The sequence below is a fragment of the Pseudomonas sp. PME37.24/006 genome (assembly GCF_055556635.1).
In genome coordinates this window covers 197,694-220,044 of record NZ_JBVHNL010000003.1, presented here as the reverse complement: position 1 = coordinate 220,044, position 22,351 = coordinate 197,694, and the positions used below count along the sequence as shown (strand labels likewise).

General features: G+C 61.4%; 26 protein-coding genes. 15 read left to right on the top strand and 11 right to left on the bottom strand.

The annotated features are described in order from the left end of the window. Positions 1-10: 10 nt before the first annotated feature. Entirely contained in the window at positions 11-187 is a 177-nt protein-coding gene (locus ACZ3GY_RS11885; RefSeq protein ID WP_225833433.1) for a PA1571 family protein, read from the bottom strand. A gap of 182 nt (positions 188-369) precedes the next feature. Here ACZ3GY_RS11885 and ACZ3GY_RS11880 point away from each other — a divergent pair, with 182 nt between their 5' ends. Continuing rightward, positions 370-942, top strand: a complete 573-nt coding sequence (locus ACZ3GY_RS11880; protein ID WP_465911022.1) for a DUF1287 domain-containing protein — start codon at positions 370-372, stop codon at positions 940-942. 60 nt (positions 943-1,002) lie between these two features. Here the strand turns inward: ACZ3GY_RS11880 and ACZ3GY_RS11875 are convergent, their stop codons facing one another. Next, complete coding sequence (locus tag ACZ3GY_RS11875; protein ID WP_042555657.1) at positions 1,003-1,290, bottom strand: DUF3509 domain-containing protein; 288 nt, start codon at positions 1,288-1,290, stop codon at positions 1,003-1,005. A gap of 116 nt (positions 1,291-1,406) precedes the next feature. Beyond that, positions 1,407-1,628, bottom strand: coding sequence for a hypothetical protein (locus ACZ3GY_RS11870; protein ID WP_225833431.1), 222 nt, complete (start codon positions 1,626-1,628; stop codon positions 1,407-1,409). 447 nt (positions 1,629-2,075) lie between these two features. On the opposite strand from ACZ3GY_RS11870, the gene dnaX reads away from it, so the two are divergent. The 6 genes from dnaX to ACZ3GY_RS11840 all read left to right on the top strand — a co-directional run bounded on the left by dnaX (position 2,076) and on the right by ACZ3GY_RS11840 (position 9,542). Then, a complete protein-coding gene (gene dnaX, locus ACZ3GY_RS11865; RefSeq protein WP_465910160.1) occupies positions 2,076-4,175 on the top strand; it encodes a DNA polymerase III subunit gamma/tau in 2,100 nt (699 codons plus the stop codon). A gap of 17 nt (positions 4,176-4,192) precedes the next feature. After that, positions 4,193-4,519, top strand: a complete 327-nt coding sequence (locus tag ACZ3GY_RS11860; RefSeq protein ID WP_042555660.1) for a YbaB/EbfC family nucleoid-associated protein — start codon at positions 4,193-4,195, stop codon at positions 4,517-4,519. 156 nt (positions 4,520-4,675) lie between these two features. Then, a complete protein-coding gene (gene recR / locus ACZ3GY_RS11855; RefSeq protein ID WP_465910159.1) occupies positions 4,676-5,275 on the top strand; it encodes a recombination mediator RecR in 600 nt (199 codons plus the stop codon). A 183-nt stretch (positions 5,276-5,458) separates the two neighbouring features. After that, on the top strand, positions 5,459-5,965 hold the full coding sequence (locus ACZ3GY_RS11850; protein WP_463565411.1) for a sigma-70 family RNA polymerase sigma factor: 507 nt from the start codon (positions 5,459-5,461) through the stop codon (positions 5,963-5,965). Positions 5,966-5,968: 3 nt separating this feature from the next. Continuing rightward, on the top strand, positions 5,969-6,916 hold the full coding sequence (locus tag ACZ3GY_RS11845) for a FecR domain-containing protein (protein ID WP_463565410.1): 948 nt from the start codon (positions 5,969-5,971) through the stop codon (positions 6,914-6,916). Between the two features lie 136 nt (positions 6,917-7,052). Beyond that, positions 7,053-9,542, top strand: a complete 2,490-nt coding sequence (locus ACZ3GY_RS11840; RefSeq protein ID WP_465910158.1) for a TonB-dependent siderophore receptor — start codon at positions 7,053-7,055, stop codon at positions 9,540-9,542. A gap of 60 nt (positions 9,543-9,602) precedes the next feature. On the opposite strand, the gene ACZ3GY_RS11835 is transcribed toward ACZ3GY_RS11840, so the two are convergent. Continuing rightward, entirely contained in the window at positions 9,603-10,514 is a 912-nt protein-coding gene (locus ACZ3GY_RS11835) for an AraC family transcriptional regulator (RefSeq protein ID WP_463566079.1), read from the bottom strand. Positions 10,515-10,792: 278 nt separating this feature from the next. On the opposite strand from ACZ3GY_RS11835, the gene ACZ3GY_RS11830 reads away from it, so the two are divergent. Together ACZ3GY_RS11830 and ACZ3GY_RS11825 are read left to right on the top strand one after the other, a co-directional pair. Continuing rightward, a complete protein-coding gene (locus ACZ3GY_RS11830) occupies positions 10,793-11,530 on the top strand; it encodes an SDR family oxidoreductase (RefSeq protein ID WP_465910157.1) in 738 nt (245 codons plus the stop codon). A 101-nt stretch (positions 11,531-11,631) separates the two neighbouring features. Beyond that, positions 11,632-11,901 (top strand): putative quinol monooxygenase, encoded by a 270-nt coding sequence (locus ACZ3GY_RS11825; RefSeq protein ID WP_463565407.1) that lies wholly within the window; start codon positions 11,632-11,634, stop codon positions 11,899-11,901. Between the two features lie 70 nt (positions 11,902-11,971). Here the strand turns inward: ACZ3GY_RS11825 and ACZ3GY_RS11820 are convergent, their stop codons facing one another. Further along, entirely contained in the window at positions 11,972-12,400 is a 429-nt protein-coding gene (locus tag ACZ3GY_RS11820) for an organic hydroperoxide resistance protein (RefSeq protein WP_463565406.1), read from the bottom strand. A 208-nt stretch (positions 12,401-12,608) separates the two neighbouring features. Beyond that, entirely contained in the window at positions 12,609-13,058 is a 450-nt protein-coding gene (locus tag ACZ3GY_RS11815) for a MarR family winged helix-turn-helix transcriptional regulator (RefSeq protein ID WP_463565405.1), read from the bottom strand. A 249-nt stretch (positions 13,059-13,307) separates the two neighbouring features. Between ACZ3GY_RS11815 and ACZ3GY_RS11810 the strand changes: the two genes are divergently transcribed. After that, positions 13,308-13,697 (top strand): hypothetical protein, encoded by a 390-nt coding sequence (locus ACZ3GY_RS11810; protein ID WP_463565404.1) that lies wholly within the window; start codon positions 13,308-13,310, stop codon positions 13,695-13,697. Positions 13,698-13,752: 55 nt separating this feature from the next. Here the strand turns inward: ACZ3GY_RS11810 and ACZ3GY_RS11805 are convergent, their stop codons facing one another. After that, positions 13,753-14,010, bottom strand: coding sequence for a hypothetical protein (locus tag ACZ3GY_RS11805; protein WP_463565403.1), 258 nt, complete (start codon positions 14,008-14,010; stop codon positions 13,753-13,755). A gap of 30 nt (positions 14,011-14,040) precedes the next feature. Further along, positions 14,041-14,418: a Rho termination factor N-terminal domain-containing protein gene (locus ACZ3GY_RS11800; RefSeq protein ID WP_463565402.1), complete on the bottom strand. Its 378-nt coding sequence runs from the start codon at positions 14,416-14,418 to the stop codon at positions 14,041-14,043. Between the two features lie 232 nt (positions 14,419-14,650). Between ACZ3GY_RS11800 and ACZ3GY_RS11795 the strand changes: the two genes are divergently transcribed. Together ACZ3GY_RS11795 and ACZ3GY_RS11790 are read left to right on the top strand one after the other, a co-directional pair. Then, positions 14,651-15,049 carry a DUF2513 domain-containing protein gene (locus ACZ3GY_RS11795; RefSeq protein WP_463565401.1) on the top strand — a complete coding sequence of 133 codons (399 nt, stop codon included), beginning with the start codon at positions 14,651-14,653 and terminating at the stop codon, positions 15,047-15,049. A gap of 19 nt (positions 15,050-15,068) precedes the next feature. After that, positions 15,069-17,525 carry a glycogen/starch/alpha-glucan phosphorylase gene (locus tag ACZ3GY_RS11790; protein ID WP_465910156.1) on the top strand — a complete coding sequence of 819 codons (2,457 nt, stop codon included), beginning with the start codon at positions 15,069-15,071 and terminating at the stop codon, positions 17,523-17,525. Between the two features lie 241 nt (positions 17,526-17,766). Here ACZ3GY_RS11790 and ACZ3GY_RS11785 read toward each other — a convergent pair whose 3' ends face one another. Genes ACZ3GY_RS11785 through ACZ3GY_RS11775 form a run of 3 tightly spaced genes read right to left on the bottom strand, consistent with a single transcriptional unit; the run spans position 17,767 to position 18,866 of the window. Beyond that, positions 17,767-18,015, bottom strand: a complete 249-nt coding sequence (locus ACZ3GY_RS11785) for a hypothetical protein (protein ID WP_465910155.1) — start codon at positions 18,013-18,015, stop codon at positions 17,767-17,769. Positions 18,016-18,023: 8 nt separating this feature from the next. Further along, positions 18,024-18,638, bottom strand: coding sequence for an NAD(P)H-binding protein (locus ACZ3GY_RS11780; protein WP_465910154.1), 615 nt, complete (start codon positions 18,636-18,638; stop codon positions 18,024-18,026). A gap of 9 nt (positions 18,639-18,647) precedes the next feature. Next, entirely contained in the window at positions 18,648-18,866 is a 219-nt protein-coding gene (locus ACZ3GY_RS11775) for a hypothetical protein (RefSeq protein ID WP_463565397.1), read from the bottom strand. 221 nt (positions 18,867-19,087) lie between these two features. Here ACZ3GY_RS11775 and ACZ3GY_RS11770 point away from each other — a divergent pair, with 221 nt between their 5' ends. The 3 genes from ACZ3GY_RS11770 (at position 19,088) to ACZ3GY_RS11760 (ending at position 22,339) form a co-directional block, all read left to right on the top strand. Then, positions 19,088-19,576 carry an MgtC/SapB family protein gene (locus tag ACZ3GY_RS11770; RefSeq protein WP_463565396.1) on the top strand — a complete coding sequence of 163 codons (489 nt, stop codon included), beginning with the start codon at positions 19,088-19,090 and terminating at the stop codon, positions 19,574-19,576. Between the two features lie 83 nt (positions 19,577-19,659). Continuing rightward, positions 19,660-19,902, top strand: a complete 243-nt coding sequence (locus ACZ3GY_RS11765; protein WP_463565395.1) for a hypothetical protein — start codon at positions 19,660-19,662, stop codon at positions 19,900-19,902. 412 nt (positions 19,903-20,314) lie between these two features. Continuing rightward, the gene (locus ACZ3GY_RS11760) at positions 20,315-22,339 is read left to right on the top strand and encodes an alpha-1,4-glucan--maltose-1-phosphate maltosyltransferase (RefSeq protein WP_465910153.1); all 2,025 of its coding nucleotides are present in this window, start codon (positions 20,315-20,317) and stop codon (positions 22,337-22,339) included. Positions 22,340-22,351 lie beyond the last annotated feature (12 nt).

The following is a 22,351-nucleotide window of genomic DNA, read 5'->3' as shown; positions in this document are numbered from 1 at the left end:
GCCTGGGTGGTCAGGAAGGGTTTTCATCCTTGGGCTTGAACCACTGTTCGTCCAGCTCGTTGCAGGCTTGCTGGATCATGCTTTCGGTGATCGGTATTTCCCGGCCGCGAGGGTCGATCACGGCGCCATGGCTGGTTTCCGACTGTGCGCTGGCTTGATTAGCGTGTTGCTCGTCAGGGCTGCTCATTGTGGTTTCCTCATCAGGTGTTCGCATTGTCTACCGGCATCTATGCTTGGCGACGTTATCTGGCGATGGGGGGGCATCCCAATATGGCTTCAACCTTGCCCAGCCATACTGTCGCAAAAAATTACCGGATAAAGAAGAGAGTCCGTCGAACGGTTTTGGCTTTGAAGGGAGAGCATGGAGTGCTGAGATCATCATTGTTGCTGTTGGGTTGGCTGCTGAGCCTGCACGTACTTGCCGTGGAACCGGCAAAGTTGGCGAGTGGGGCCCGCGAGCAGGTCGGCGTAACCCTGTCCTACGATCCTGCTTACCGGCGCATCGACTATCCTGGCGGTGATGTGCCGATGCAAACCGGTGTCTGCACCGACGTGGTGATCCGCGCGTTGCGTCTGCAAGGCCTGGATCTGCAGCAAGCGGTGCATGTGGACATGGCAGCGAATTTCTCCGCCTATCCGAAGCACTGGGGGCTGAGCCGCCCGGACCGCAATATCGACCATCGTCGCGTGCCCAATCTGATGACCTGGTTCCAACGCCAGGGCATGGGGCAGCAGGTCAGTCGGGATGCCCGCGATTATCGCTCGGGCGATATCGTCACCTGGGATCTGGGGCGCGGTCTCACTCATATCGGTATCGTTTCCGATCGTCTGTCCGCTGCGGGCGAGCCGTTGATCCTGCACAACATCGGCGCCGGCACCCGCGAGGAGGCCATACTGTTTCGCTTTCCCATCATCGGTCATTACCGCTTCGCGCCAGGCTAAGCCCAAAAACGACAAAGCCCCGCGCCTGTCAGGGCTGCGGGGCTCCGTTGCGGACACGTATCAGGCGTGGTGGTAGCTGATCACGCTGTCCTGTTCCTTGAGCATCTTGCGCATTTCGGCCGGAATGTTGCCGGCTCTGACGGCGAGCTCGAGGCGGATGTCTTCGAGGCTTTGGGCGAAAGCGTTCGAGTCGTTCAGCTGCAGCTTCTGCAGCACCCGGCTGTAGGCGGTGGTATCGGCTTCATCGATCAGGGAGAGAACGATGCTGCCGTCCGGGCGAGGCCGACTGAAGGTGGCGCGTAGGGGGGCGAATAGCTGGTCGACAAGCTGTCGATTACTATTTTCCATTGACGAACTCCAGTTGAAGTATGAATACCTATGAGTAACTAGGATTCATTTAGTTCGACGATGGCTACTATTTCGCTCCCTTAATAGTGACGTTGTTTGCAAATTCACTGATTGGATCAGCGACGCAGCGCCTTGCGGGTGCGTTCGATCACGCCTTTCAGGGAATCGTCGCAATATTGGCCGGGGTAAAGGCGTTGGCTGTGCTGCGCGACACCGGTGTGATCCACGACTGTGAAGCTGAAGCTGCCCTTGCGGGTTGCCAGGATATGGCAGGCAAGCGGGGCGAAAGCGTTGGACAGGGTATGGATAGCGGTCTGGATTTGTTGGTTGGTATTCATATTCGGGTGTTTCCTGATACTACGGGCACATAATCGCGCCATAAGAGAGGGCTCCGGGCACTGGCTTGGGCCAATGGGATTGATTATCGGAGCGGACTGCGCGCTTTTAAGTTCCACCTATATAGTGAGGTGAAAGCTAGAGCGGGTCTGTACTTCGGAAGGCTGGCGACGGTCTGCGCGTGAGCGGGACGGCCAGATCAGTCAGCGGAGGGGGTCTTGGCAGTTGTGCGTGCATCCTTTGGATGCCGATTGCCAGGAAACCATCGAGAAGGCCATAAGGCCGAATGACTTGCAGCGTGGTACGAACGGGACGGACTATACGTGGCTGTATAAAATTTAGCCAGCCCTGATTGCAGTCTTTTTCATGTCCGCCGATCGGCGTCGCACTGATAGGCCTATTTGAGCTAGCATTAGTCCTCTTTTGCTTTCCTCTGGCGACGGTTTTCAATGAGTTATCAGGTTCTTGCACGCAAATGGCGCCCGCGGTCGTTTCGCGAAATGGTCGGGCAGACCCATGTGCTGAAGGCACTGATCAACGCACTCGACAGCCAGCGCCTGCATCATGCCTACCTATTTACGGGTACGCGGGGCGTCGGCAAGACCACCATTGCGCGGATTATCGCCAAGTGCCTGAACTGCGAAACCGGCATCAGCTCCACCCCGTGCGGCACCTGTTCGGTGTGCCGGGAGATCGATGAAGGCCGTTTCGTCGACCTTATCGAAGTGGACGCCGCCAGCCGCACCAAGGTGGAAGACACCCGCGAGCTGCTCGATAACGTGCAGTACTCGCCGAGCCGCGGACGCTTCAAGGTCTATTTGATCGACGAAGTGCACATGCTCTCCACCAGTTCCTTCAACGCCTTGCTCAAGACGCTCGAGGAACCACCACCCCACGTCAAATTCCTGCTCGCCACCACCGACCCGCAGAAACTGCCGGTTACTGTGCTGTCGCGCTGCCTGCAGTTCTCTCTGAAGAACATGCCGCCAGAACGTGTGGTCGAGCACCTCACCCATGTTCTGGGTGCCGAGAACATTCCTTTCGAAGACGACGCCCTGTGGCTGCTCGGCCGTGCGGCCGACGGTTCCATGCGCGACGCCATGAGCCTGACCGACCAGGCCATCGCCTTCGGTGAAGGCAAGGTACTCGCCGCTGACGTGCGCGCCATGCTCGGTACCCTCGACCATGGGCAGGTATACGGCGTGCTGCATGCGCTGATCGAAGGTGACGCCCGTGGTGTGATCGAAGCGGTGCGCCAGCTCGCCGAACAGGGCCCGGACTGGAGTGGCGTGCTGGCAGAAATGCTCAATGTGCTGCACCGCGTGGCCATCGCTCAGGCCCTGCCGGATGCCGTGGACAATGGCCAGGGCGACCGCGACCGGGTTTTGGGCCTTGCCCAGGCACTGCCGGCCGAAGACGTGCAGTTCTATTACCAGATGGGACTGATCGGCCGACGCGACCTACCGCTGGCGCCGGATCCGCGTGGCGGCTTCGAGATGGTGCTGCTACGCATGTTGGCGTTCAGGCCAGCGGGTGAGGGCGCTGCCCCGAGGGTGGCGCTAAAGCCACTGGGGATCAGCCAGGCCAAGGCTGATCCCCAGACAACTCCGGTGGCCGACGTAGCGTCTGCTGCGTCGACCCCTGTTGTCAGTGCTGCGCCGCAGACTCCAGTCGCCGCGAGCCAGCCTGCGCCGGCCGCAGTGGTGCAGCCAGCAGCAGAGCCTGTTGTCGAGCCAGCGCACGTCCCGCCAGCGGCAACTGCGCCCGTGGCCGTTGCTGCCCCGGCGCCCGTGGTAACGCCGCCGTGGGAGGAGGCGCCGGTCGAGGCCAAGGTCGTCGAGCCCGTAGCACCGGTCAGCGAAGCGCCTCAGCCGCCTGCCGCCGTGCAGGCCCAGCCAGAACCGAAGGCAGAAGAGCCGGCCAAGGTTGCGCAACCCGAGCCGGAGGCGGCACTGCCCGTTCCGGAGCTGGCCGACGTGCCGGTGATCGACAGCAACGATCTGAATCCACCCGACAGCGATGACGAGCCGCCACCCGGTGACTACGACTACGTGGCGATGGATGCCGAGAATCTGGATTACGATTTCGCCGATGTACTCGCCGACGAGCAACCGGAAGCCGAGCCCGAGCTAGCGTCACTGCCGGCCACCGGCCTGGCTGCAGACTGGCTCGAGTTATTCCCGAAGCTGGGGCTGAGCGGCATGACGGGCAGCATCGCCGCCAACTGCAGCCTGATCGCCGTCGAGGGTGACAAATGGTTGCTGCACCTGGATCCTGCCCACAGTGCACTGTTCAACGCGACCCAGCAGCGGCGCCTGAACGATTCGCTCAATGCCTACCATGGCCGTGAGCTGCAACTGAGTATCGAACTGATCAAGCCTGAGCAGGAGACACCCGCCCAGGCAGCAGCGCTCAAGCGCGCTAATCGCCAGCGTGATGCCGAGACCTCGATCCAAAACGACCCGCTGATCCAACAGATGATTTCCCAGTTCGCCGCCTCCGTGCGCGCGGGCAGCATTGAACCCGTCGATACCGTCGTTAATCCCTGACTACCGAGGACAACATCATGATGAAAGGTGGCATGGCCGGCCTGATGAAGCAGGCACAGCAGATGCAAGAAAAAATGCAGAAGATGCAGGAAGAGTTGGCCAATGCCGAGGTCACCGGTCAATCCGGTGCTGGTCTGGTCAGCGTAGTGATGACGGGTCGTCATGACGTCAAGCGCGTCAGCCTCGACGACAGCCTGATGCAGGAAGACAAGGAAATCCTCGAAGACCTGATCGCCGCTGCCGTCAACGACGCGGTGCGCAAGATCGAAGCCAACAGCCAGGACAAGATGTCCGGTATGACCTCCGGCATGCAGCTGCCGCCCGGCTTCAAGATGCCGTTCTAAAGCAGTCGATTTTGGTGGGCTAAAGCCCACCCTACGGCCCGCGCGCATAGGTTAGGGTGGGCTTTGGCCCACCGAATCGAACGACTGCTACCGCCGTGAAGCCTCCGTAACAACGCTTTCCCCTATCTCTCCGTTTTCATCTTCGAGCCTCGCACCATGAGCTTCAGCCCTCTGATCCGCCAACTGATCGATTCCCTGCGCATCCTGCCCGGCGTCGGCCAGAAGACTGCCCAGCGCATGGCCCTGCAGTTGCTCGAACGCGACCGCAACGGCGCCGTGCGGCTGGCCCAGGCGCTGAACCAGGCCATGGATGGTGTCGGTTACTGCAAATCCTGTCGCAGCCTCAGTGAAGACGAGCTCTGCCAGATTTGCCTCGACCCGCGCCGGGACGACAGCCTGCTCTGTGTGGTTGAAGGGCCGATGGATGTATACGCCGTGGAGCACACCGGTTTCCGCGGGCGTTATTTCGTGCTCAAGGGCCATCTCTCGCCGCTCGACGGGCTGGGCCCGGAGGCCATCGGTATTCCCGAGTTGCTGAAGCGCATCGAGGCCGGCCAGTTCAGTGAAGTGATTCTGGCGACCAACCCGACTGTGGAAGGCGAAGCGACCGCCCACTACATCGCCCAGCTGCTGGCCGGCAAAGGCCTGGTGGCTTCGCGCATCGCCCACGGCATGCCGCTCGGTGGCGAGCTGGAGCTGGTGGACGGCGGCACTCTGGCCCATGCCCTGGCTGGTCGCCGGCCGATCAACATCTGATATCACTTCACGATCTCTATGTCGCCGTAGCCTGGGTTGAGCGAAGCGATACCCGGGAAATCGTCCCATGGGTGTCGCTATTTTCAACCCAGACGGCCGGCCAGCAAACCACGAATTCCTGTAATTTGCTTCTGAGAAGCATTACCATTCATGCCTTGTCCAGGTGCGGTCATGGTGTGCTCGATGTCGCTTGTTTCCTCTCAGCAGTCCCTGCAACAGTTGTATCGCGAGCACAGCTGCTGGTTGAACGGCTGGCTGCGTAGGCGGCTGGGCTGCGCGGAGAATGCGGCAGACTTGGCGCAAGACACCTTCCTGCGTGTGCTCAGCAAAGAGCGCGAACTGCCAGCGCTGCGTGAGCCGCGGGCCTATCTGTCGACCATCGCCCATTCGCTGTTGGTCAATCACTGGCGGCGCCAGGCGATCGAGCGTGCCTACCTCGAAGCCCTGGCCTTGCAGCCGGAGCAGCATGCTCCCTCGCCGGAAGCGGCCGAGCTGATCATCGAAACCCTGCTGGCCATCGACGCCATGCTACTGCGCCTGCCGAGCAAGGTGCGCGAGGCGTTTCTGCTGTCGCAACTGGACGGGCTGACCTACGCAGCCATCGCCCTGCGCCTGCAGGTTTCCGAGCGCATGGTGAAGAAGTACATGGCCCAGGCGATGCTGCAGTGCCTGCTGCTGGCCGAGGGCTGAGCCATGAACGCCGATCACCGAACCCTGCAGGAAGCCGCCGAGTGGTTTGCGGTACTGGCCGATCCCCCTGTCAGTGACCATCAGCAGCAGGCCTGGCGGCAGTGGCTGGCGGCGCGGCCCGAGCATGCGGTGGCCTGGCAGCGAGTCGAGGCGATCAGTGGCCAGTTCACCCGACTGCCCACCGATACCCGCCGCCAGGCTGCCGGCCAAGCGCTGCGCAGCACAGGCCGTAGCCGCCGCCAGGTGCTTGGCCTGTTCGCACTGCTGGGCGCAGCCGGCGTGCTGACGGTGGCGGGGCAGGGGCGTCCATGGCGCGCCTGGGTCGCCAGCGAACGAACCGGAACCGGCGAGATCCGCGATACGCGTCTGGCCGATGGCACCCACCTGTGGCTCAGCAGCCGTACCGCAGTGGATATCGACTACAGCGCGTCCGCCCGCCTGCTGCGTCTGTTCCAGGGCGAGGTGTTGATCGAGACGGCCCAAGATTCGCGTCCGTTGTTGGTGCAGGCCGCGTACGGGCGACTGCAGGCACTGGGCACCCGTTTCGGCGTGCGTGAGGGCCATGGCTTCACCCAGCTCAGCGTGTTCGCCGGCGCGGTGCGTATCGAGCCCGGCAATGGCGCTGCGCCGGTTGTTCTGCAGGCAGGCAACCAAGCGCGTATCGGCCCTGATGGCATCGCTGCGGGCGAGCCGGTGGATCGCGCCCGCGAGGCCTGGAGCCGCGGCGTGCTGCTGGCCGATAACCGCCGGCTGGACGATTTCATCGAGGAACTGGCCGAGCACGTACCGGGCTATCTCGCCTGCGATCCGCGGGTGGCTGATCTGCGATTGGTTGGCGCCTATCCGCTGGGCGACACCGGGCGCATTCTCGACGCGCTGCAGGGCAGCCTGCCGATACGCGTCAATCGCCGCCTGCCATGGTGGGTGACGCTCGAACCGCTAGAGGCCTGAAGAACTTGTGCTGTGCGGCGTTTTCGCGTCCTTCGCAAAAAAATCGCAATCAGTGGTTCCCCTTTTTTAGTTTCGCTTGGCTTCAGTGCATCCGGCCCTTGCGTGTCATGCGCGGCCCCTGCAATGAGGAAGTCCCATGTGCTCGAGTCACCGCTTCGCGCCGACCTGTCTGCGGCGCTCCATTCGCCTTGCCACACTGACGCTGGCGGCATTGTCGCCGCTGCTTGGCCATGCCCAGGTCGTCGAGGCTGACAGCTACCAGCAGAGCGCTCGCAGCTACCAGATTCCCGCCGGCCCGCTGTCGGCGGCACTAAGCCGTTTCGCGGCCGAGACGGGTGTGCTGTTGTCGGTGGATGCACGCCTTACCGAAGGCAAGCAGAGCCCCGGCCTGCAGGGCGAGTTTGGCATCGACGAGGGGTTCTCCCGCTTACTGCAGGGCAGTGGCCTGCAGGCCACCACGGACGGCAATGGCGGTTACTCGCTGCAGGCTGCCAGCCAAGCCAGCGCAGGCTCCCTCGAACTGGAGAGCACCGCCGTCCGTGCCTTCGCCCTCGGCAATGCGCTGGGCAGCATGGACGGCTATAACGCCACCCACAGCAGCGTATCGACCAAGACCAGCAAGGAGCTGCTGAAAACCTCGCAGAGCGTTTCGGTGGTCACCCGCGAGCAGATCGAGAAACAGGGCGCCGCCAGCGCTGCCGATGCGATGCGCTACACCCCGGGCGTGCTCACCAACCCCTATGGCAATACGCACCGTTACGACTACCTGGCGATCCGCGGGATCAACGATGGTTCGGTGGACAACATTATCATCGATGGCCTGAAGTCCATGGGCGATCCCGGCTCCTACAGCAGCCTGCAGATCGATCCGTACTTCATCGAGCGCATCGACGTGCTCAAGGGGCCGTCCTCGGTGCTCTATGGCCGCAGTAATCCCGGTGGCCTGGCAGCCATCAGCACCAAGCGTCCCGAGTTCACCCAGGCCGGGCGGGTCGATATCTCCTATGGCAACAACAACCGCAAGTCACTGGGTTTCGATGTCACCGGGCCGTTGAACGAGAACATCGCCTATCGCGTGGTCGGGCTGGCCAAGGATGCCGACTCCCAGGCCGATCACGTTACCGAGACTCGCTATGCGCTGATGCCCAGCCTGGCGCTGAATCTCAGTGAAGACATCTTCATGACGCTCTACGTCTACCTGCAGGACGATCCCAACGGCGGCTACCACGGCAGCCTGCCGGCCTCCGGTACGCTGCACAAACGCAATGGCCAGCGCATTTCCAGCAGCTTCTTCGAGGGCGACCCGGCCGTCGAGGAGTTCACCCGAACCCAGCAGATGGTCGGTTATGAGCTGGAGCATCGTTTCGATGACACCTGGAGTGCCCGACAGAATTTCCGTTATGTGGATGCGCGGGTGTCGAACAGCCAGATCTGGGGTTCGGGTTACCTGAGTGACACCAGCAACGAGCTGTACCGTGGCTACAGCGGCGGCCAGGAGCGTCTGCATGCGTGGATCGTCGACAACATGCTGCAGGCCGAATTCGCCACTGGCGCCGCCCTGCACACCGTGGTGCTGGGCCTGGATTATCAGTACTCGAAGAACAAGATCGCCGACCAGCGTGACGGTTCGATACTGCAGCCGCCAGGTTCGGTCACGCCCATCGACGTGTTCGATCCGGTCTACGACAACAATGGCCTGACTGCCATCACCCCGGTGACCGACGCTCTGCGCCGGCAGAAACAGACAGGTCTGTACGTGCAGGACTTGATCGAGATCGACAACTGGAACCTGTCCCTGGGCCTGCGTCAGGATTGGTACGACGTGTCCATCGACGATGAGATCAACGGCCAGAACGACAGCCAGGGCGAGAAGCTCAGCGGCCATGCCGGCGTGCTCTACGCCTTCGACAATGGCGTGTCGCCCTACGTCAGCTATTCGACCTCGTTCAACCCGACGTCCAACTACTCCAGCGGGGCGCAGATTCTCGACCCGACCACGGGCGAGCAGTGGGAGGCCGGTATCAAGTTCCAGCCGCCCGGCACCGACGACCTCTACACCCTGTCGTTCTTCAATCTGGAAATGGAAAACCTCTACGCCAAGGAAAACAGCCTGGTCACCGACAGCTTCTACAAGGGCGTGGGCGGGATCGAGTCCAAAGGCGTCGAGCTCGAGGCGCGTTTCCGGCCCATCGACAATCTGCAGCTGATGGCCAGCTATACCTACGCGGACGTTTCCTACAGCAAGTCCTATTTCGTCAACAGCGGCACGGGCGTGGTGGATGCCAAGGGCAATAACCCACCGCAGACCCCCGAGCAGATGGCCACGCTGTGGGCGGACTACAGCTTCACCGACGGGGCGCTCGCCGGCGTGACGGTTGGCGCCGGTGCGCGTTACGTGGGCAAGAGCAAGGGCAGCGAGCTGAACGACTTCGAGGTGCCGTCCTACACCCTGTTCGATGCGTCCGTCGGCTATGACCTGACCCAGGTCGGGCTACGTGGAACCTCGCTGCGGCTCACCGCCAACAACCTCACCGACGAGTACTACGTGGCATCCTGCTATTCGGCAGCGGCCTGCTATCTGGGCGAGGAGCGCAGCGTTACCGCAACCCTTACGCAAAGGTTCTAGGGCAGATGTAAAAAGCGCGTCACCGACCCAGATCGGCGACGCGCTTTTTCGTTTCTGCGATCAGCCTGCGTTGCGCAATCTGTGCATGTCGCGCAGTGGTGGCGCGCCGAACAGGCGGCTGTATTCACGGCTGAACTGCGAGGGGCTTTCGTAGCCGACGCGGAAACTGGCCGAAGCCGCTTCCAGGCCTTCGCTGAACATCAGCCGGCGAGCTTCCTGCAGGCGCAGTTGCTTCTGGTACTGCAGCGGGCTCAGGGCGGTGACTGCCTTGAAGCGGTGATGCAGGGTCGAGGCGCTGAGGTTGACCTCGCGGGCCAGCTCCTCGATGCGCAGCGGTTTGTCGTAATGCTGGTTGATCCATTCGATCGCCCGGGCAATGCGATGGCTCTGGCTATCGGCCATGACCAGTTCGCGCAGGCGCTGACCCTGGGGGCTGCGCAACAGGCGATAGAAAATTTCGCGCAGCGCCAGTGGCGCCAGCATGGCGGCATCGCGCGGAGTGTCGAGCAGGCGCAGCAGGCGGATCACCGCATCGAGCATCGACGGATCAAGGCGGTCGACGAACAGCGCGCGGTTGGGGCCGGGGTTTGGCAGACCAATCGGGCCCGCCTCGGCGAGCAGGCTGCTGATCATCGCCGGGTCGATGTCCAGTTTCAGGCTCAGGTACGGCAGTTCGGGTGTCGCTTCGACGACCTGGCCAGTAACCGGCAGGGTCACCGAGGCCACCAGGTAGTTCAGCGGGTCGTAGAAGTATTGCTCCGCACCGAGACGAATCTCCTTGCGGCCCTGGGCAATGATGCACAGGCACGGGCGGTAGAGCGTCGGCATCGGCAGGCTGGGCGCTGCCGTGTAGGCGAGGCTCAAGCCTTCGATAAGGGTGTCGTGCATGCCTTCGCCGGGCGCTTTGCGCTTGATCAGATTGGCAAGTTCGAGTTGCCGGGCGGCCAGTTCATCGAGCTGATCGGGTTGCATCATGGGGTCACTCCTGATTCTGGGCGCAGATTATCCGGGAATTGCCCAGACGTCCTGCGCGGCAGGCGTAGTCCACAGGAATGGGCAAGCATATGAGAGAAATAGGCAATTTCACAGCTGCACGCCAGCTCTCACGGGAGCGGGGTAATTACTCTGATCTCCCTTTCTGCAGGATTGGGCAAGAATGTTCCAGTAATCGACTAACGCCAAATCACCCTGAGCCCTAACCTCTGTAGCTATCGCGGCGCAGTGAGCCGCACTCACCAGAGGATCTCGTCATGTCCAATATCCAAGAAAAAGTCGTACTGATCACTGGCGCCAGCAGCGGAATCGGCGAAGGCTGCGCTCGCTTACTGGCAGAGAAGGGCGCTCGGGTAGTACTCGGCGCACGCCGTGTCGAGCGCTTGCAGCAACTGGTCGAAGAGATCGGCGCTGCCGGTGGCCAGGCCATAGCCCGCCGTCTGGACGTCACCGATGCCGCCGACGTTCAAGCCTTTGTGGACGCCGCAATGGCCGAATATGGCCGCGTCGACGTGCTGATCAATAACGCTGGCGTGATGCCCCTATCGATGCTCGAAGCGCTCAAGCTCGACGAGTGGAACCGCATGATCGACGTCAATATCCGCGGTGTGCTGCACGGCATCGCCGCGGTGCTGCCGATCATGCAGGGGCAGCGTAGCGGGCAGGTCATCAATGTGGCATCCATTGGTGCCTACCGCGTGTCGCCGACGGCGGCGGTGTACTGCGCCACCAAGTACGCGGTGCGGGCGATCAGCGATGGTCTGCGCCAGGAAGTGGGCGGCGATATTCGCGTCACCCTGGTATCGCCCGGCGTGGTCGAGTCCGAGCTGGCCGAGAGCATTTCCGACGAGGGCGCCCGTGAGGCCATGCGCGAGTTCCGCAAGATCGCCATCACCCCCGATGCCATCGCCCGTGCCGTGGCCTACGCCATTGAGCAACCGGCGGACGTCGACGTCAGCGAACTGGTGGTGCGCCCCACTGCAAGCATCCACTGAAAGTGCACCTCTAAAAACCATCTACGTTTTTAGAGGTGCCCTAAAAAGTGTCGGCGCCACTGCTGGGCGCCGCCACTCATATCGTGAGGAGAGACACGCTCATGCAGACCCACATCACCGTGCTTGAAGCTACACCTGGCCGCTGCGAGGAATTAGGCGGCTACCTGCGTGACCTACTGGAACCGGTACGTGGCCTGAAAGGCTGCGTGGCATTCGAGTTAGAGAAGGACGGGCAGCGCTGGCAATTGCATGGCAGTTGGCAGTCATCTACCGATCTGGATCGTTACTTCGGTGCACCATTGCTGCAGGAGGTGCTGGACAGTGCCTGGCGTAGTGGGGCTATCCAGCATCTGGAGAGCCGCGCTGCCTGAGCCCTGAAACGACAACGCCCCGGAATTATCCGGGGCGTTGTCGTTTAGCAGCATGTGCTTAGCGCGGTGATCACTCGACCAGCGTCAGGGTCACGTCGATGTTGCCCTGGGTGGCGTTCGAGTAAGGGCAAACGATGTGTGCTTTGTCGATCAGCGCTTTGGCTTCTTCACGATCCAGGCCCGGCAGGGTGATCTTCAGTTCTACTTCGATGGCGAAACCGGTAGGCACTGCACCGATGCCGACGATGCCTTCGACCCAACTGTCCGGCGAAACCTTGTGCTTGTCACGGGCGCCTACGAATTTGATCGCGCCGAGGAAGCAGGCCGAGTAGCCAGCCGCGAACAGCTGTTCCGGGTTGGTGCCCTGGCCGCCAGCGCCACCCAGTTCTTTCGGCGTAGTAAGTGCTACATCGAGTACGCCGTCGGAGGAAATGGCACGGCCTTCACGACCGCCAGTGGCTTCAGCGTAGGCGCGGTAGGCAACGGTTTCGATAGACATGATGGAAGTCCTCAGTTCGTGGTTTTAATTTGTGTGGTAAACATTTGCGCGCAAGTTATTTGCTTGAGGCGGACTCTATTCCTGATTTAGTTGGCGCGCAAGATTTTTTTTGCGGCTCACCGTATCGGGCTCTAGAGCCCGAATCCGTGGCCAGTAGACGAAGCTGAGTGTAGACCTGCCACGCAGGCAGGCAACCCAGGCGCTGGGGTCAGAGACTTTCCTGCAACTGCTTGCGCAGTGCGGTGAGTTCGGCGGTCAGACTGGCCAGGCGTTTGGCGGTCTGTGCGCTGGCGTTGATGATGCAGCCGGGAATCTGCCGAGCTTCATCATGCAGGGCTCGGCCCTTGTCGGTGAGCTGCAGGTGCACCACGCGCTCGTCGCTGCTGCTGCGGGTGCGGGTGAGCAGGCCCTCGGCTTCCAGGCGTTTGAGCAATGGCGTGAGCGACCCCGGGTCGGTCAGCAGCCGGGCACTGATTTCGCCCACCGTGATGCCGTCGCGCTCCCACAGCACCAGCATGGCCAGGTACTGCGGGTAGGTCAGCGCGAGCTTCTTGAGCAGCGGCTTGTAGACCTTGGTCATCGCCAGCGAGGTCGAGTGCAGGGCGAAGCACACCTGATTGTCGAGCAGCAGATCGGCGCAGGTGTCGTCGGTGGTCATGAAGGCTCCGGAATCAGGGGCAGGGCGGATGGCGCAATTTATCGTGCCAACCGCGCCGATACTAGCCGGGGCCTGCAACTTCGGCGCGATTAAGCTGCTTCGGGCCAGGAAACCGAAGACGATTGCATGACCCAGCACAGGCCAGCATGCAGGCATCCAGCATACAATGCCGCACCGCTGACCTTCGTTCTGCAACGCACCTGGGACGCTGGTGAGTAGCCTTGATCAGATCTCACGGGAGTGACGCGCATGAAAACCTCGATGGCCGGTCTCGCCGCCGCACTGATACTGGCGGGTTGCAGCCACACCAAGCCGCCTGTGCCTCAGGTACCTGTAGCCGGCAAGATCAACCCGACACGCGTAATGGTGACGCCTTCCGGTACCGACATTGAGGCAGCCAAAGTCAGCCTGTTCACCGCCATCGACCCGAGCGGCATCAGCTTCGAGTCATTGTTCGGCACCGCTGCCAGCGCGGCTGGCGATGATCTCGCCGTATGCGGGTTCGCCAGCCGCGACGAGCAGCAAGGCGCGCTGTATTTTGCCTATTACAATGGTGAACTGCTGCTCTGGGACGAAGCCGCGCCCCACGGCACCAGCACGGAAAACCAGTTTCTGGCGATGATCTGCTCCTATCGCTGAATAGCCACAGCGGATCAAAGCGGACGTGCTCTCGGCACGTCCGTCAGGGGGCACGCTAACCGAGCAACCTTTGCGGCGCCGGTAGCCGCTTCACGGTTGCTGCTGAGGCCTTGGCGGCCATGCGGCGCTTCGCCGGACAGATGCCGGTCACGCCGCGAAACAAGCCCAGAGCGCCCGCGGCTATGTCCACCAGGCCGATGACTCCGCGCACGGCCAACCCCTTGCGTATCAGCATCACGCCGCCAGCGATGGAAATCACCCGCTCCATAGGCGCCAGGTTGATCGCGTTGTTGTGTTCGGTCTGCTCGGTCATGCTGCTACTCCGTTGCAAGAGGCTTGCTTATCAAGAGGCTTTCTTCAGGGCGCTGATCAGCTCAGCCTTGCGCATGCTCGAGCGGCCGGCTATCTGCCTGGCGCGCGCCAGATGTAGCAATTCCTGTTTGCTCTGGCTTTCCAGTGGGCGGTCGGGGCGCACCTCGCCGCGGCGCGTCGCTACTGCTTGGCGGGCGGAGTCCTGGCGGGCCTTGGCTTTCTCTTGAGCACTGATCGTGCGTCCGGAACCCCCGGCGCGTTCGCCGCCTCCGGATTGCTTGTTCACGGTCGCCCAGGCGCGAGCACGGGCTTCGTCCGTGGGCACGCCACGTTCTTCATAAGTGGCTTCGATTGCAGCAGCCTTGCGTTTCTGGGCTACGGTGTACTTGTCTTTACTTCCGCTTGGCATGGGAGTCTCCTCGAGCGTCATGAATCAGAGACCGGCACGCGGCCAGTCATTTTGTGAAACGCGCTGACCGGGGTGAGTTCATGACGATAGATGAGTGGTCGTCGGCAAATACACCTATGGGTTGAACTCTGCCGCGCGCGTGGCACTCATTGATAAGTACTTTTGTGACAAGGCGCCCCCAGGCTCTGGAATGCGCCTGACAGCCACTGACAAATTCATGAGGAGAGTGACGATGAAACGAGATTGGGAACTGATCCGTGAGCTGCTGCTGCAGATCGAGTCACTGGAAACCGGGCATCATTTCTACCCGCAGGACGTCGGCCAGCACTCTGCCGAAGCCGTCAGCTACCATATTCATTTGATGTGTCAGGCCAATCTCATCGAGTGTTCCCAGCATCACCCGTGGAATGGGGCGCCAGTCGCCATCGCCAATGGCTTGACCCTGACCGGCCATGATCTGCTCGATGGCATTCGCGAAGAAGCACTGTGGGAAGCCAAGAAAGCTTTCCTGCAGGCTCGCGCCGGCGGCATCACCTACGAAGGCCTGAAGAACGCACCAACCGCCGACTCCATGTTGTTCGCCGCCAATAGCGGTGCCGACGAAGGCCACAACGGTCACGTCTATAACTGATTCAGGGAGTGAACCTGTGATGGCCGAGGAAGCAGCGAAAGCAACAGACCACGTCGAAACTTTCAAACAACTGATCCTGGCCAAGCTCAGATATGCGGTCGGCAAGGATCCGGGCAATGCCTTTGACCACGACTGGTTCGAAGCCGTCGCTCTGGCGGCCCGTGATCATCTGGTCGATCACTGGGAGGATGCCTCGCTACAGGTAGACCGCCAGGAGCAGAAGCGGGTCTATTACCTCTCACTGGAATTTCTGATCGGCCGTCTGCTGGTCGACAACCTCAGCAATCTCGGCCTGCTCGACACCGCCCGCGAGGCGCTTTCGCAGCTGGGCGTTGATTTCGAACAGATCCGCGACATGGAACCGGATGCCGCGCTGGGTAACGGTGGCCTGGGCCGTCTGGCCGCCTGCTTCATGGAAAGCATGGCGTCGCTCAATATTGCCGCTCACGGTTATGGCATCCGTTACGAGCATGGCTTGTTCCGCCAGGTGGTGGTTGATGGTTGGCAGCAGGAACACACCGAAACCTGGCTGGATTTTGGTAACCCCTGGGAGTTCGAACGCCCTGAAGTGAGCTACCGCATCGGTTTCGGTGGCAGCGTTGCCAACCTCGCCGGCTCTGGCGAAGTGCCTCGTCACGAATGGCTGCCCAACGAACAGATACGTGCCATCGCCTACGACACGCCGGTGGTCGGTTGGCGCCATTCCAGCGTCAATACCCTGCGTCTGTGGCGCGCCCGTGCCGAGGAGAACCTCAAGCTGGAGCGCTTCAACGCGGGCGATCACTTCGGTGCCGTCGCGGATGTGGTCAAGGCTGAGAGTATTTCCCGTGTGCTGTACCCGGCAGATAGCACCGAAGCGGGCCAGGAGTTACGCCTGCGTCAGGAGTTCTTCTTCGTTTCCGCTTCGCTGCAGGATCTGATCGCCCGGCACCTGGAGCTCAATCTCGACATTCACTCGCTGCCCGACCGCGTTGCTATCCAGCTCAACGACACCCATCCGGCGATTGCCGTCGCCGAGCTGATGCGTCTGCTCGTTGATGAGTATCGTCTGGAGTGGGCCGAGGCCTGGAAGCTCACCGTCGCCACGCTGTCTTACACCAACCATACGTTGTTACCCGAAGCGCTGGAAACCTGGCCGGTGTCGCTGATGGAGCGACTGCTGCCGCGGCATATGCAGATCATCTACCTGATCAACGCTTATCACATCGATTCGCTGCGGGCCAAAGATATCCACGATTTTGACCTGCTGCGCTCCGTCTCGCTGATCGATGAAGAGCATGGCCGACGTGTGCGCATGGGCAACTTGGCATTCCTTGGCTCGCACAGCATCAACGGGGTATCGGCGCTGCACACCAACTTGATGCGCAAGAGCGTATTCAGCGATTTCCATCGCCTGTATCCGGATCGCATCAACAACAAGACCAATGGCGTTACCTTCCGCCGCTGGCTGTACCAGTCCAACCCGCAACTGACCGAGCTGCTGGTCGGCGCTGTGGGCGACGAGTTGCTAGACACTCCGGAAACCAGCCTGCGCAAGCTCGAGCCATTCGCGGCCAAGGCCTCATTTCGCAAGCAGTTCGCTGCTCAGCGTCAGCATGCCAAGCGCGAACTCGCCGAGCTGATACGCGAACGTATGGGCATCAGCCTGGATACCCAGGCGATCTTCGATGTGCAGGTCAAGCGCATCCACGAATACAAGCGTCAGCTGCTTAACCTGCTGCACACCGTGGCGCTCTACCAGGCGATGCGTAACGACCCGGCCACCGACTGGGCGCCGCGGGTGAAGATTTTCGCCGGCAAGGCTGCGGCCAGTTATCACCAGGCCAAACTGATCATCAAGCTGGCCAACGACATCAGCCGTACCATAAACGTGGATCCGACCCTGCGCGGTTTGCTCAAGGTGGTGTTCATCCCCAACTACAACGTCAGCCTGGCCGAGGTAATCATCCCGGCGGCCGATCTGTCCGAGCAGATTTCCACGGCAGGGCTGGAAGCCTCCGGTACCAGCAACATGAAGTTCGCCCTCAACGGCGCGCTGACCATCGGTACCCTGGACGGCGCCAACGTGGAGATGTCCGAGCAGATCGGTCGCGAGAACATGTTCATCTTCGGCATGACTGCTCAACAGGTGGCGGCGCGTTCGCGTCGTGACCTGAACATGAGCGCGGAAGTGGCCGCCTCCGAGCGCCTGGCTGGCGCCCTGGAAGCGATTCGCTCTGGGGTGTTCTCACCGGACGACCCTGGTCGCTATGTCGGCCTGATCGATGGCCTGCTGGCCCACGACCGCTTCCTGGTGTGTGCCGACTTTCAGTCTTACTGGGACGCGCAGCGCAAGGTCGACATGCTGTGGCGCACCCCGGATCGCTGGTGGCAGGCAGCGGTGCTCAATACTGCACGCACCGGCTGGTTCTCTTCGGATCGCACCATCCGCGAATACGCCAAGGACATCTGGAAGGTCGGGGGCATCGGCGACTGAGCGGTGCAGATGTAATGAACAGGCGCCCGTCATCGGTAACGAGACGGGCGTTTTCTTTTGCGTGGAAAAGCGCAATTGTTTGGAGAAAAATGCGCCGCGCCGCTGGTGGTGCCGTGACTTGGTTATGGCCAGGTCCTCAAGGTAGGAGCGTCGACCTTGATGCGATGCGATGGCGGCCATACCGAAAAACGAAATATGGCCACCATTCGCCGCGGGGGCGCGGCTCCCACAATGCCTGTACCTAGCTGGTGAGCGCGTTCTGATGTTGCTGATAAGTCCGATAGGCGCGTTCACGCAGTCGCGCACGGCGCGGTGCGTGCTGGCGACGCCAGGATTGGTTGGTTGGCGAGGTGGGCAGAGGAGGGAATTCCTCGGCCAGCTGGGCTTCGAGCTGGTAGCGATTGACCAGGCGCAGCATGCCCCAGAGCATGGCGGCCGATACCAACAGCCAGCCCGAGATCATCAACAGGATGTAGCTTTCGGTACTCATTGTGCCTCCTAGGCCTGTGGGCGAGAGTCGACGCGGATGCGTTGATTGACGCTCGTCCCCATTAGGCATTGGTCTATCACGCTGCAGGCATAATGTTGCAGGGTGATGATTGTTGTGTGGTCGCTCTCGCGAGCGGCAGCCAGGCCGTCGCTCTGACGATGGGCAGGCGCATCCACCAGCGTCCAGGCCAGTGGTGATTTGTGCAGGCTGTGTTGCAGGTGCTCCACCTGCTCGCCCGGTAGATGGGCTGCATCATCCAGCCAGCTGTGGTCTCCGATCAGCAGCAGACGCTGCACCCGTGCGGTAGGCAAGCCCTCCAGCAGTGCGATGATGGCGTCGTAGGTTCGTACGAAGCCGTTGGCGTCGCAGCCGGCACGTAGTTGTCGGCTGCTCAGCACCGCGATCACCGCATCGACTCCGGCAACGCTGCGCGCCACGCTGGTGGCGTCGAAGGGGTTGCCGCTCTTGGCGCTCAGTTTCGGCCGCGCGGCAATATCGGTGGGGTCGTCGACGATCACGACGACCTGCAGGCCTTTACCCGCCATGGCCTCCAGCAGAGCATCGGTGATCCGGTCGGGTGCGCCGTACAGGGCAATTTTCTCGATCACGTTCGTGTCGCTCATGATGCGTGCTCAGCTCTGGCGAGCATGGCCAGGTTCTTGATCGCCGGTATCGCCCAGCGGCTTGACGTCGATGTCGGTGATTTCGTTCGGCAGCTCACTGCTGTGCAGCGATTCAATATGGTGCCGTGCCTGCTCGGGCGTCAGAGCTGGTGCAACGGCCTGAACCTCGATCGATTTCTTCTGGTTACCCAGCTTGTAGCTGACGAGAAAGTAATGATTACTGGACATTTGAACCTCCTGTCGTCGAGCGTCGTGGTGGGGTTGAAGTCACGCCGCAGATAACCAAACAGACTGGGCTGGGTTCACCCCCGTTCAGGTTTTTCGCCAAACGGTCAGCCCACAAAAAAGCCAAACCTATCGCCCCCGGCAAGGTCGATAGCGAAGCGCCAACAGCGCCTCGGCTGTGGCAGTGCGTTCATACGGATCCGTGCAGGCTGGGAGCGATCACCTTGAGTTTCTGGGACGAAGTACTGGCCACTCTGGCCAACGAATTTTCCGATCTGAGCACGCCCGAGCAGTTCACCCAGGTCACCCTGCGTCTGCTGTTGGCTGCGCTGTTGGGTGGCTTGCTGGGGTTGGAGCGGGAAGCCAGTGGCAAGGCGGCCGGTATCCGTACGCACATGCTGGTAGCCATGGGCTCTGCACTATTTGTGCTGGTGCCTGCGCAGATGGGCGCCGAGAGCGATGCCATGAGCCGGGTGATTCAGGGACTGGTTGCGGGTATCGGTTTTCTGTGTGCCGGCACCATCATCAAGGGTGACTCCATGGCCGAGGTGAAGGGCCTGACCACCGCTGCCGGCATTTGGCTGACCGCTGCCATTGGTATCACCGTCGGTATGGGGCGAGAGGCGACTGCTGTGCTGGGCACGCTGCTGGTGCTGTTCATCTTCAACACCGTGCCGCACTTCATCACCTGGCTGGAGAGACGCCCTCGCTGAAACCACTGGAACGCTTGGGCCTGTATGTGCTCTTAGCAAATAGGCCCGCATCCGGAGGCCTCGAGACAGAAGTGGAGTCTGGAATGTTCAGAAACTTCAAGGGATGCATTGCCTGGACGGATGCCATGAAGGATGGCCAGCAATACGTTGGCCTGATCGAGTACCAACCCAAGTGCGCCGGTGCTGCCGTGCAGATGCTCTGGGTGGCTGCTCCCGGCAGTATCTGCGAGAACGAAGCGGAAACTGCTGCTGATAACATGCTGCGCCAGATCCGCGATATCACCATCGATGGCAGCGTGATCTACCGCGATGGCGTCGCACTGTAGCGACGTCCTCCCTTTCCCTGGCAGCCAGAGCTGCGCATTCTTGCGCTATCGGTACTTTCCACGGCTCTAGTCAGTCACCGCTGCCGCTCGTGCTCTGTGGGTGAATCTCGCTGACGATGTGCCCTGGTGGCGTTGTGATAGTCGCTTTCTCAGCCTATTGAAACCCCTCGGAAACTCTGAACTTTGCCGAAGTCGCCAGGTTCGGAGATAGACAGGTCACGGTGCCTCGGAGCTTTTCATGACCTCGCACGCTAGAGCCTTTTTGAAGTAGCAGGCCGATGTGCAGCAGCTCCTGAAACGCCCCCGGACGTCGCGGCAAACTCGCATTAAGGTACGCACTTTCGCGTACGGCCCATGGCCTATGCCATGGGCAACAGCTTATACGCCTGTCAGGCGTGAGGAGCCCGTTTCGATGCCGTCTGCTCATCTGCAAACCCCTTATTTGCAAGAACCTGTCCGTTTGGATCATGGCCACTTGTCGCTCGAACAGGCGCTCGAGCTGCCGCGTCTGGCCATCGAGGCGGTGGAGCCGCAGATCGAGCAGGGGCGCTTCGCCGTCAAGGCGATAGCCGGAGATCAGGTGACGGTCAGTGCGCTGATCTTCGCCGATGGTCACGATAAGCTCGCGGGCGAGGTGCTGTGGCGCGACGTCGGTGCCGAGGATTGGCACCGTGAGCCGCTGGAATTCATAGGCAACGACCGCTGGCAGGCGCAGATCACCCCACTGCGGGTCGGTGAGACGGAGTTCCTCATCGAAGCCTGGTGGGACATCTACGCCAGTTACTGTTACGAGCTGTCGAAGAAGTTTGGTGCCGGGGTGACCATCAATCTGGAATTGCAGGAAGGCGAGCAGTTACTGCGTCAGGCTGCCGAGCGCGCGGAGGGCGATCTGGGCGTGACCTTGCAGGCACTGGTCGATGAGTTGCTCGAATTGCAGAGCCTCGACGAGCGGGTGGCGCTGTTGCTGGCGCTGGATACCCAGGCGCTGGTACGCCGTGCCGAAGGTCATCCGCACCGTACCCGCAGCGCCATCTATCTGCTGGATGTGGAGCGCCCGATGGCACGCTTTGCCAGCTGGTACGAGCTGTTCCCGCGTTCGGAAACCGACGATCCCGAGCGCCATGGCACCCTTCTCGATGTCATCAAACGTCTTCCGGCGATCCAGGCCATGGGCTTCGATGTGCTGTACTTCCCGCCGATCCATCCTATCGGCACTGCGCACCGCAAGGGCCGCAACAATTCACTCACGGCTGGCCCGGATGACCCTGGCAGCCCCTACGCCATCGGTAGCCATGAGGGCGGGCATGACGCCATTCACCCACAGCTTGGCACCCGTGAAGATTTCATCGCCCTGGTCGAAGCGGCTCGTGAGCATGATCTGGAGATTGCCCTGGATTTCGCCATCCAGTGCTCGCCGGATCACCCGTGGCTGCAGGAGCATCCCGGCTGGTTCAGCTGGCGCCCGGACGGCAGCATCCGTCATGCGGAGAACCCGCCGAAAAAGTACGAAGACATCGTCAATGTCGAGTTCTACGCCAAGGATGCAGTGCCCGATTTATGGCTGGCACTGCGCGACGTGGTGCGCGGTTGGGTCGAGCTGGGGGTGTATCAGTTTCGCGTGGATAACCCGCACACCAAGCCGCTACCGTTCTGGGAGTGGATGATCGCCGATATTCGCAAAACCCATCCGCAGGTGATGTTCCTCGCCGAGGCGTTTACCCGCCCAGCGATGATGGCGCGTCTCGGTAAGGTGGGCTTCACCCAGAGCTATACCTACTTCACCTGGCGCAACACCAAGGCCGAGCTGGAAACCTATCTCACCGAGCTCAATGAAGCGCCTTGGCGCGATTGCTACCGGCCGAACTTCTTCGTCAACACGCCGGACATCAACCCCTACTTTCTGCACCACAACGGGCGTGCCGGTTTCCTTATCCGTGCGGCGCTGGCGACCATGGGTTCGGGCTTGTGGGGCATGTATTCGGGCTTCGAGATCTGCGAGTCCCTGCCGGTACCGGGCAAGGAGGAGTATCTGGATTCGGAGAAGTACGAGATCCGCGTTCGCGATTATCAGGCACCGGGCAATATCGTCGCTGAAATCGCTCAACTCAACCGCATTCGCCGCCAGAACCCGGCCTTGCAGACGCACCTGGGTTTCAAGGCCTTTACCTGCTGGAACGACAACATCCTGTATTTCGGCAAGCGCACCGCGGATCGAGAAAACTTCATTCTCGTGGCCATCAGCCTTGACCCGCACAACGCCCAGGAAGCGCACTTCGAGTTGCCACTCTGGGAGCTGGGCCTGGACGACGATGCCACCACCCAGGGTGAGGATTTGATGACCGGCCATACCTGGCAGTGGTACGGCAAGGTGCAGCAGATGCGCATCGAGCCGTGGCACCAGCCGTTTGGTATCTGGCGCATCCGCGTTGCGAGCTGAGAGGAGGCATCC

Bases quoted from the DNA above. Each gene is read 5' to 3' on its own strand.
- ACZ3GY_RS11885 (WP_225833433.1), bottom strand. From the start codon at position 187: ATGAGCAGCCCTGACGAGCAACACGCTAATCAAGCCAGCGCACAGTCG.
- ACZ3GY_RS11875 (WP_042555657.1), bottom strand. From the start codon at position 1,290: ATGGAAAATAGTAATCGACAGCTTGTCGACCAGCTATTCGCCCCCCTA.
- ACZ3GY_RS11870 (WP_225833431.1), bottom strand. From the start codon at position 1,628: ATGAATACCAACCAACAAATCCAGACCGCTATCCATACCCTGTCCAAC.
- dnaX (WP_465910160.1), top strand. From the start codon at position 2,076: ATGAGTTATCAGGTTCTTGCACGCAAATGGCGCCCGCGGTCGTTTCGC.
- ACZ3GY_RS11860 (WP_042555660.1), top strand. From the start codon at position 4,193: ATGATGAAAGGTGGCATGGCCGGCCTGATGAAGCAGGCACAGCAGATG.
- recR (WP_465910159.1), top strand. From the start codon at position 4,676: ATGAGCTTCAGCCCTCTGATCCGCCAACTGATCGATTCCCTGCGCATC.
- ACZ3GY_RS11850 (WP_463565411.1), top strand. From the start codon at position 5,459: ATGTCGCTTGTTTCCTCTCAGCAGTCCCTGCAACAGTTGTATCGCGAG.
- ACZ3GY_RS11845 (WP_463565410.1), top strand. From the start codon at position 5,969: ATGAACGCCGATCACCGAACCCTGCAGGAAGCCGCCGAGTGGTTTGCG.
- ACZ3GY_RS11840 (WP_465910158.1), top strand. From the start codon at position 7,053: ATGTGCTCGAGTCACCGCTTCGCGCCGACCTGTCTGCGGCGCTCCATT.
- ACZ3GY_RS11835 (WP_463566079.1), bottom strand. From the start codon at position 10,514: ATGCAACCCGATCAGCTCGATGAACTGGCCGCCCGGCAACTCGAACTT.
- ACZ3GY_RS11830 (WP_465910157.1), top strand. From the start codon at position 10,793: ATGTCCAATATCCAAGAAAAAGTCGTACTGATCACTGGCGCCAGCAGC.
- ACZ3GY_RS11825 (WP_463565407.1), top strand. From the start codon at position 11,632: ATGCAGACCCACATCACCGTGCTTGAAGCTACACCTGGCCGCTGCGAG.
- ACZ3GY_RS11820 (WP_463565406.1), bottom strand. From the start codon at position 12,400: ATGTCTATCGAAACCGTTGCCTACCGCGCCTACGCTGAAGCCACTGGC.
- ACZ3GY_RS11815 (WP_463565405.1), bottom strand. From the start codon at position 13,058: ATGACCACCGACGACACCTGCGCCGATCTGCTGCTCGACAATCAGGTG.
- ACZ3GY_RS11810 (WP_463565404.1), top strand. From the start codon at position 13,308: ATGAAAACCTCGATGGCCGGTCTCGCCGCCGCACTGATACTGGCGGGT.
- ACZ3GY_RS11805 (WP_463565403.1), bottom strand. From the start codon at position 14,010: ATGACCGAGCAGACCGAACACAACAACGCGATCAACCTGGCGCCTATG.
- ACZ3GY_RS11800 (WP_463565402.1), bottom strand. From the start codon at position 14,418: ATGCCAAGCGGAAGTAAAGACAAGTACACCGTAGCCCAGAAACGCAAG.
- ACZ3GY_RS11795 (WP_463565401.1), top strand. From the start codon at position 14,651: ATGAAACGAGATTGGGAACTGATCCGTGAGCTGCTGCTGCAGATCGAG.
- ACZ3GY_RS11790 (WP_465910156.1), top strand. From the start codon at position 15,069: ATGGCCGAGGAAGCAGCGAAAGCAACAGACCACGTCGAAACTTTCAAA.
- ACZ3GY_RS11785 (WP_465910155.1), bottom strand. From the start codon at position 18,015: ATGAGTACCGAAAGCTACATCCTGTTGATGATCTCGGGCTGGCTGTTG.
- ACZ3GY_RS11780 (WP_465910154.1), bottom strand. From the start codon at position 18,638: ATGAGCGACACGAACGTGATCGAGAAAATTGCCCTGTACGGCGCACCC.
- ACZ3GY_RS11775 (WP_463565397.1), bottom strand. From the start codon at position 18,866: ATGTCCAGTAATCATTACTTTCTCGTCAGCTACAAGCTGGGTAACCAG.
- ACZ3GY_RS11765 (WP_463565395.1), top strand. From the start codon at position 19,660: ATGTTCAGAAACTTCAAGGGATGCATTGCCTGGACGGATGCCATGAAG.
- ACZ3GY_RS11760 (WP_465910153.1), top strand. From the start codon at position 20,315: ATGCCGTCTGCTCATCTGCAAACCCCTTATTTGCAAGAACCTGTCCGT.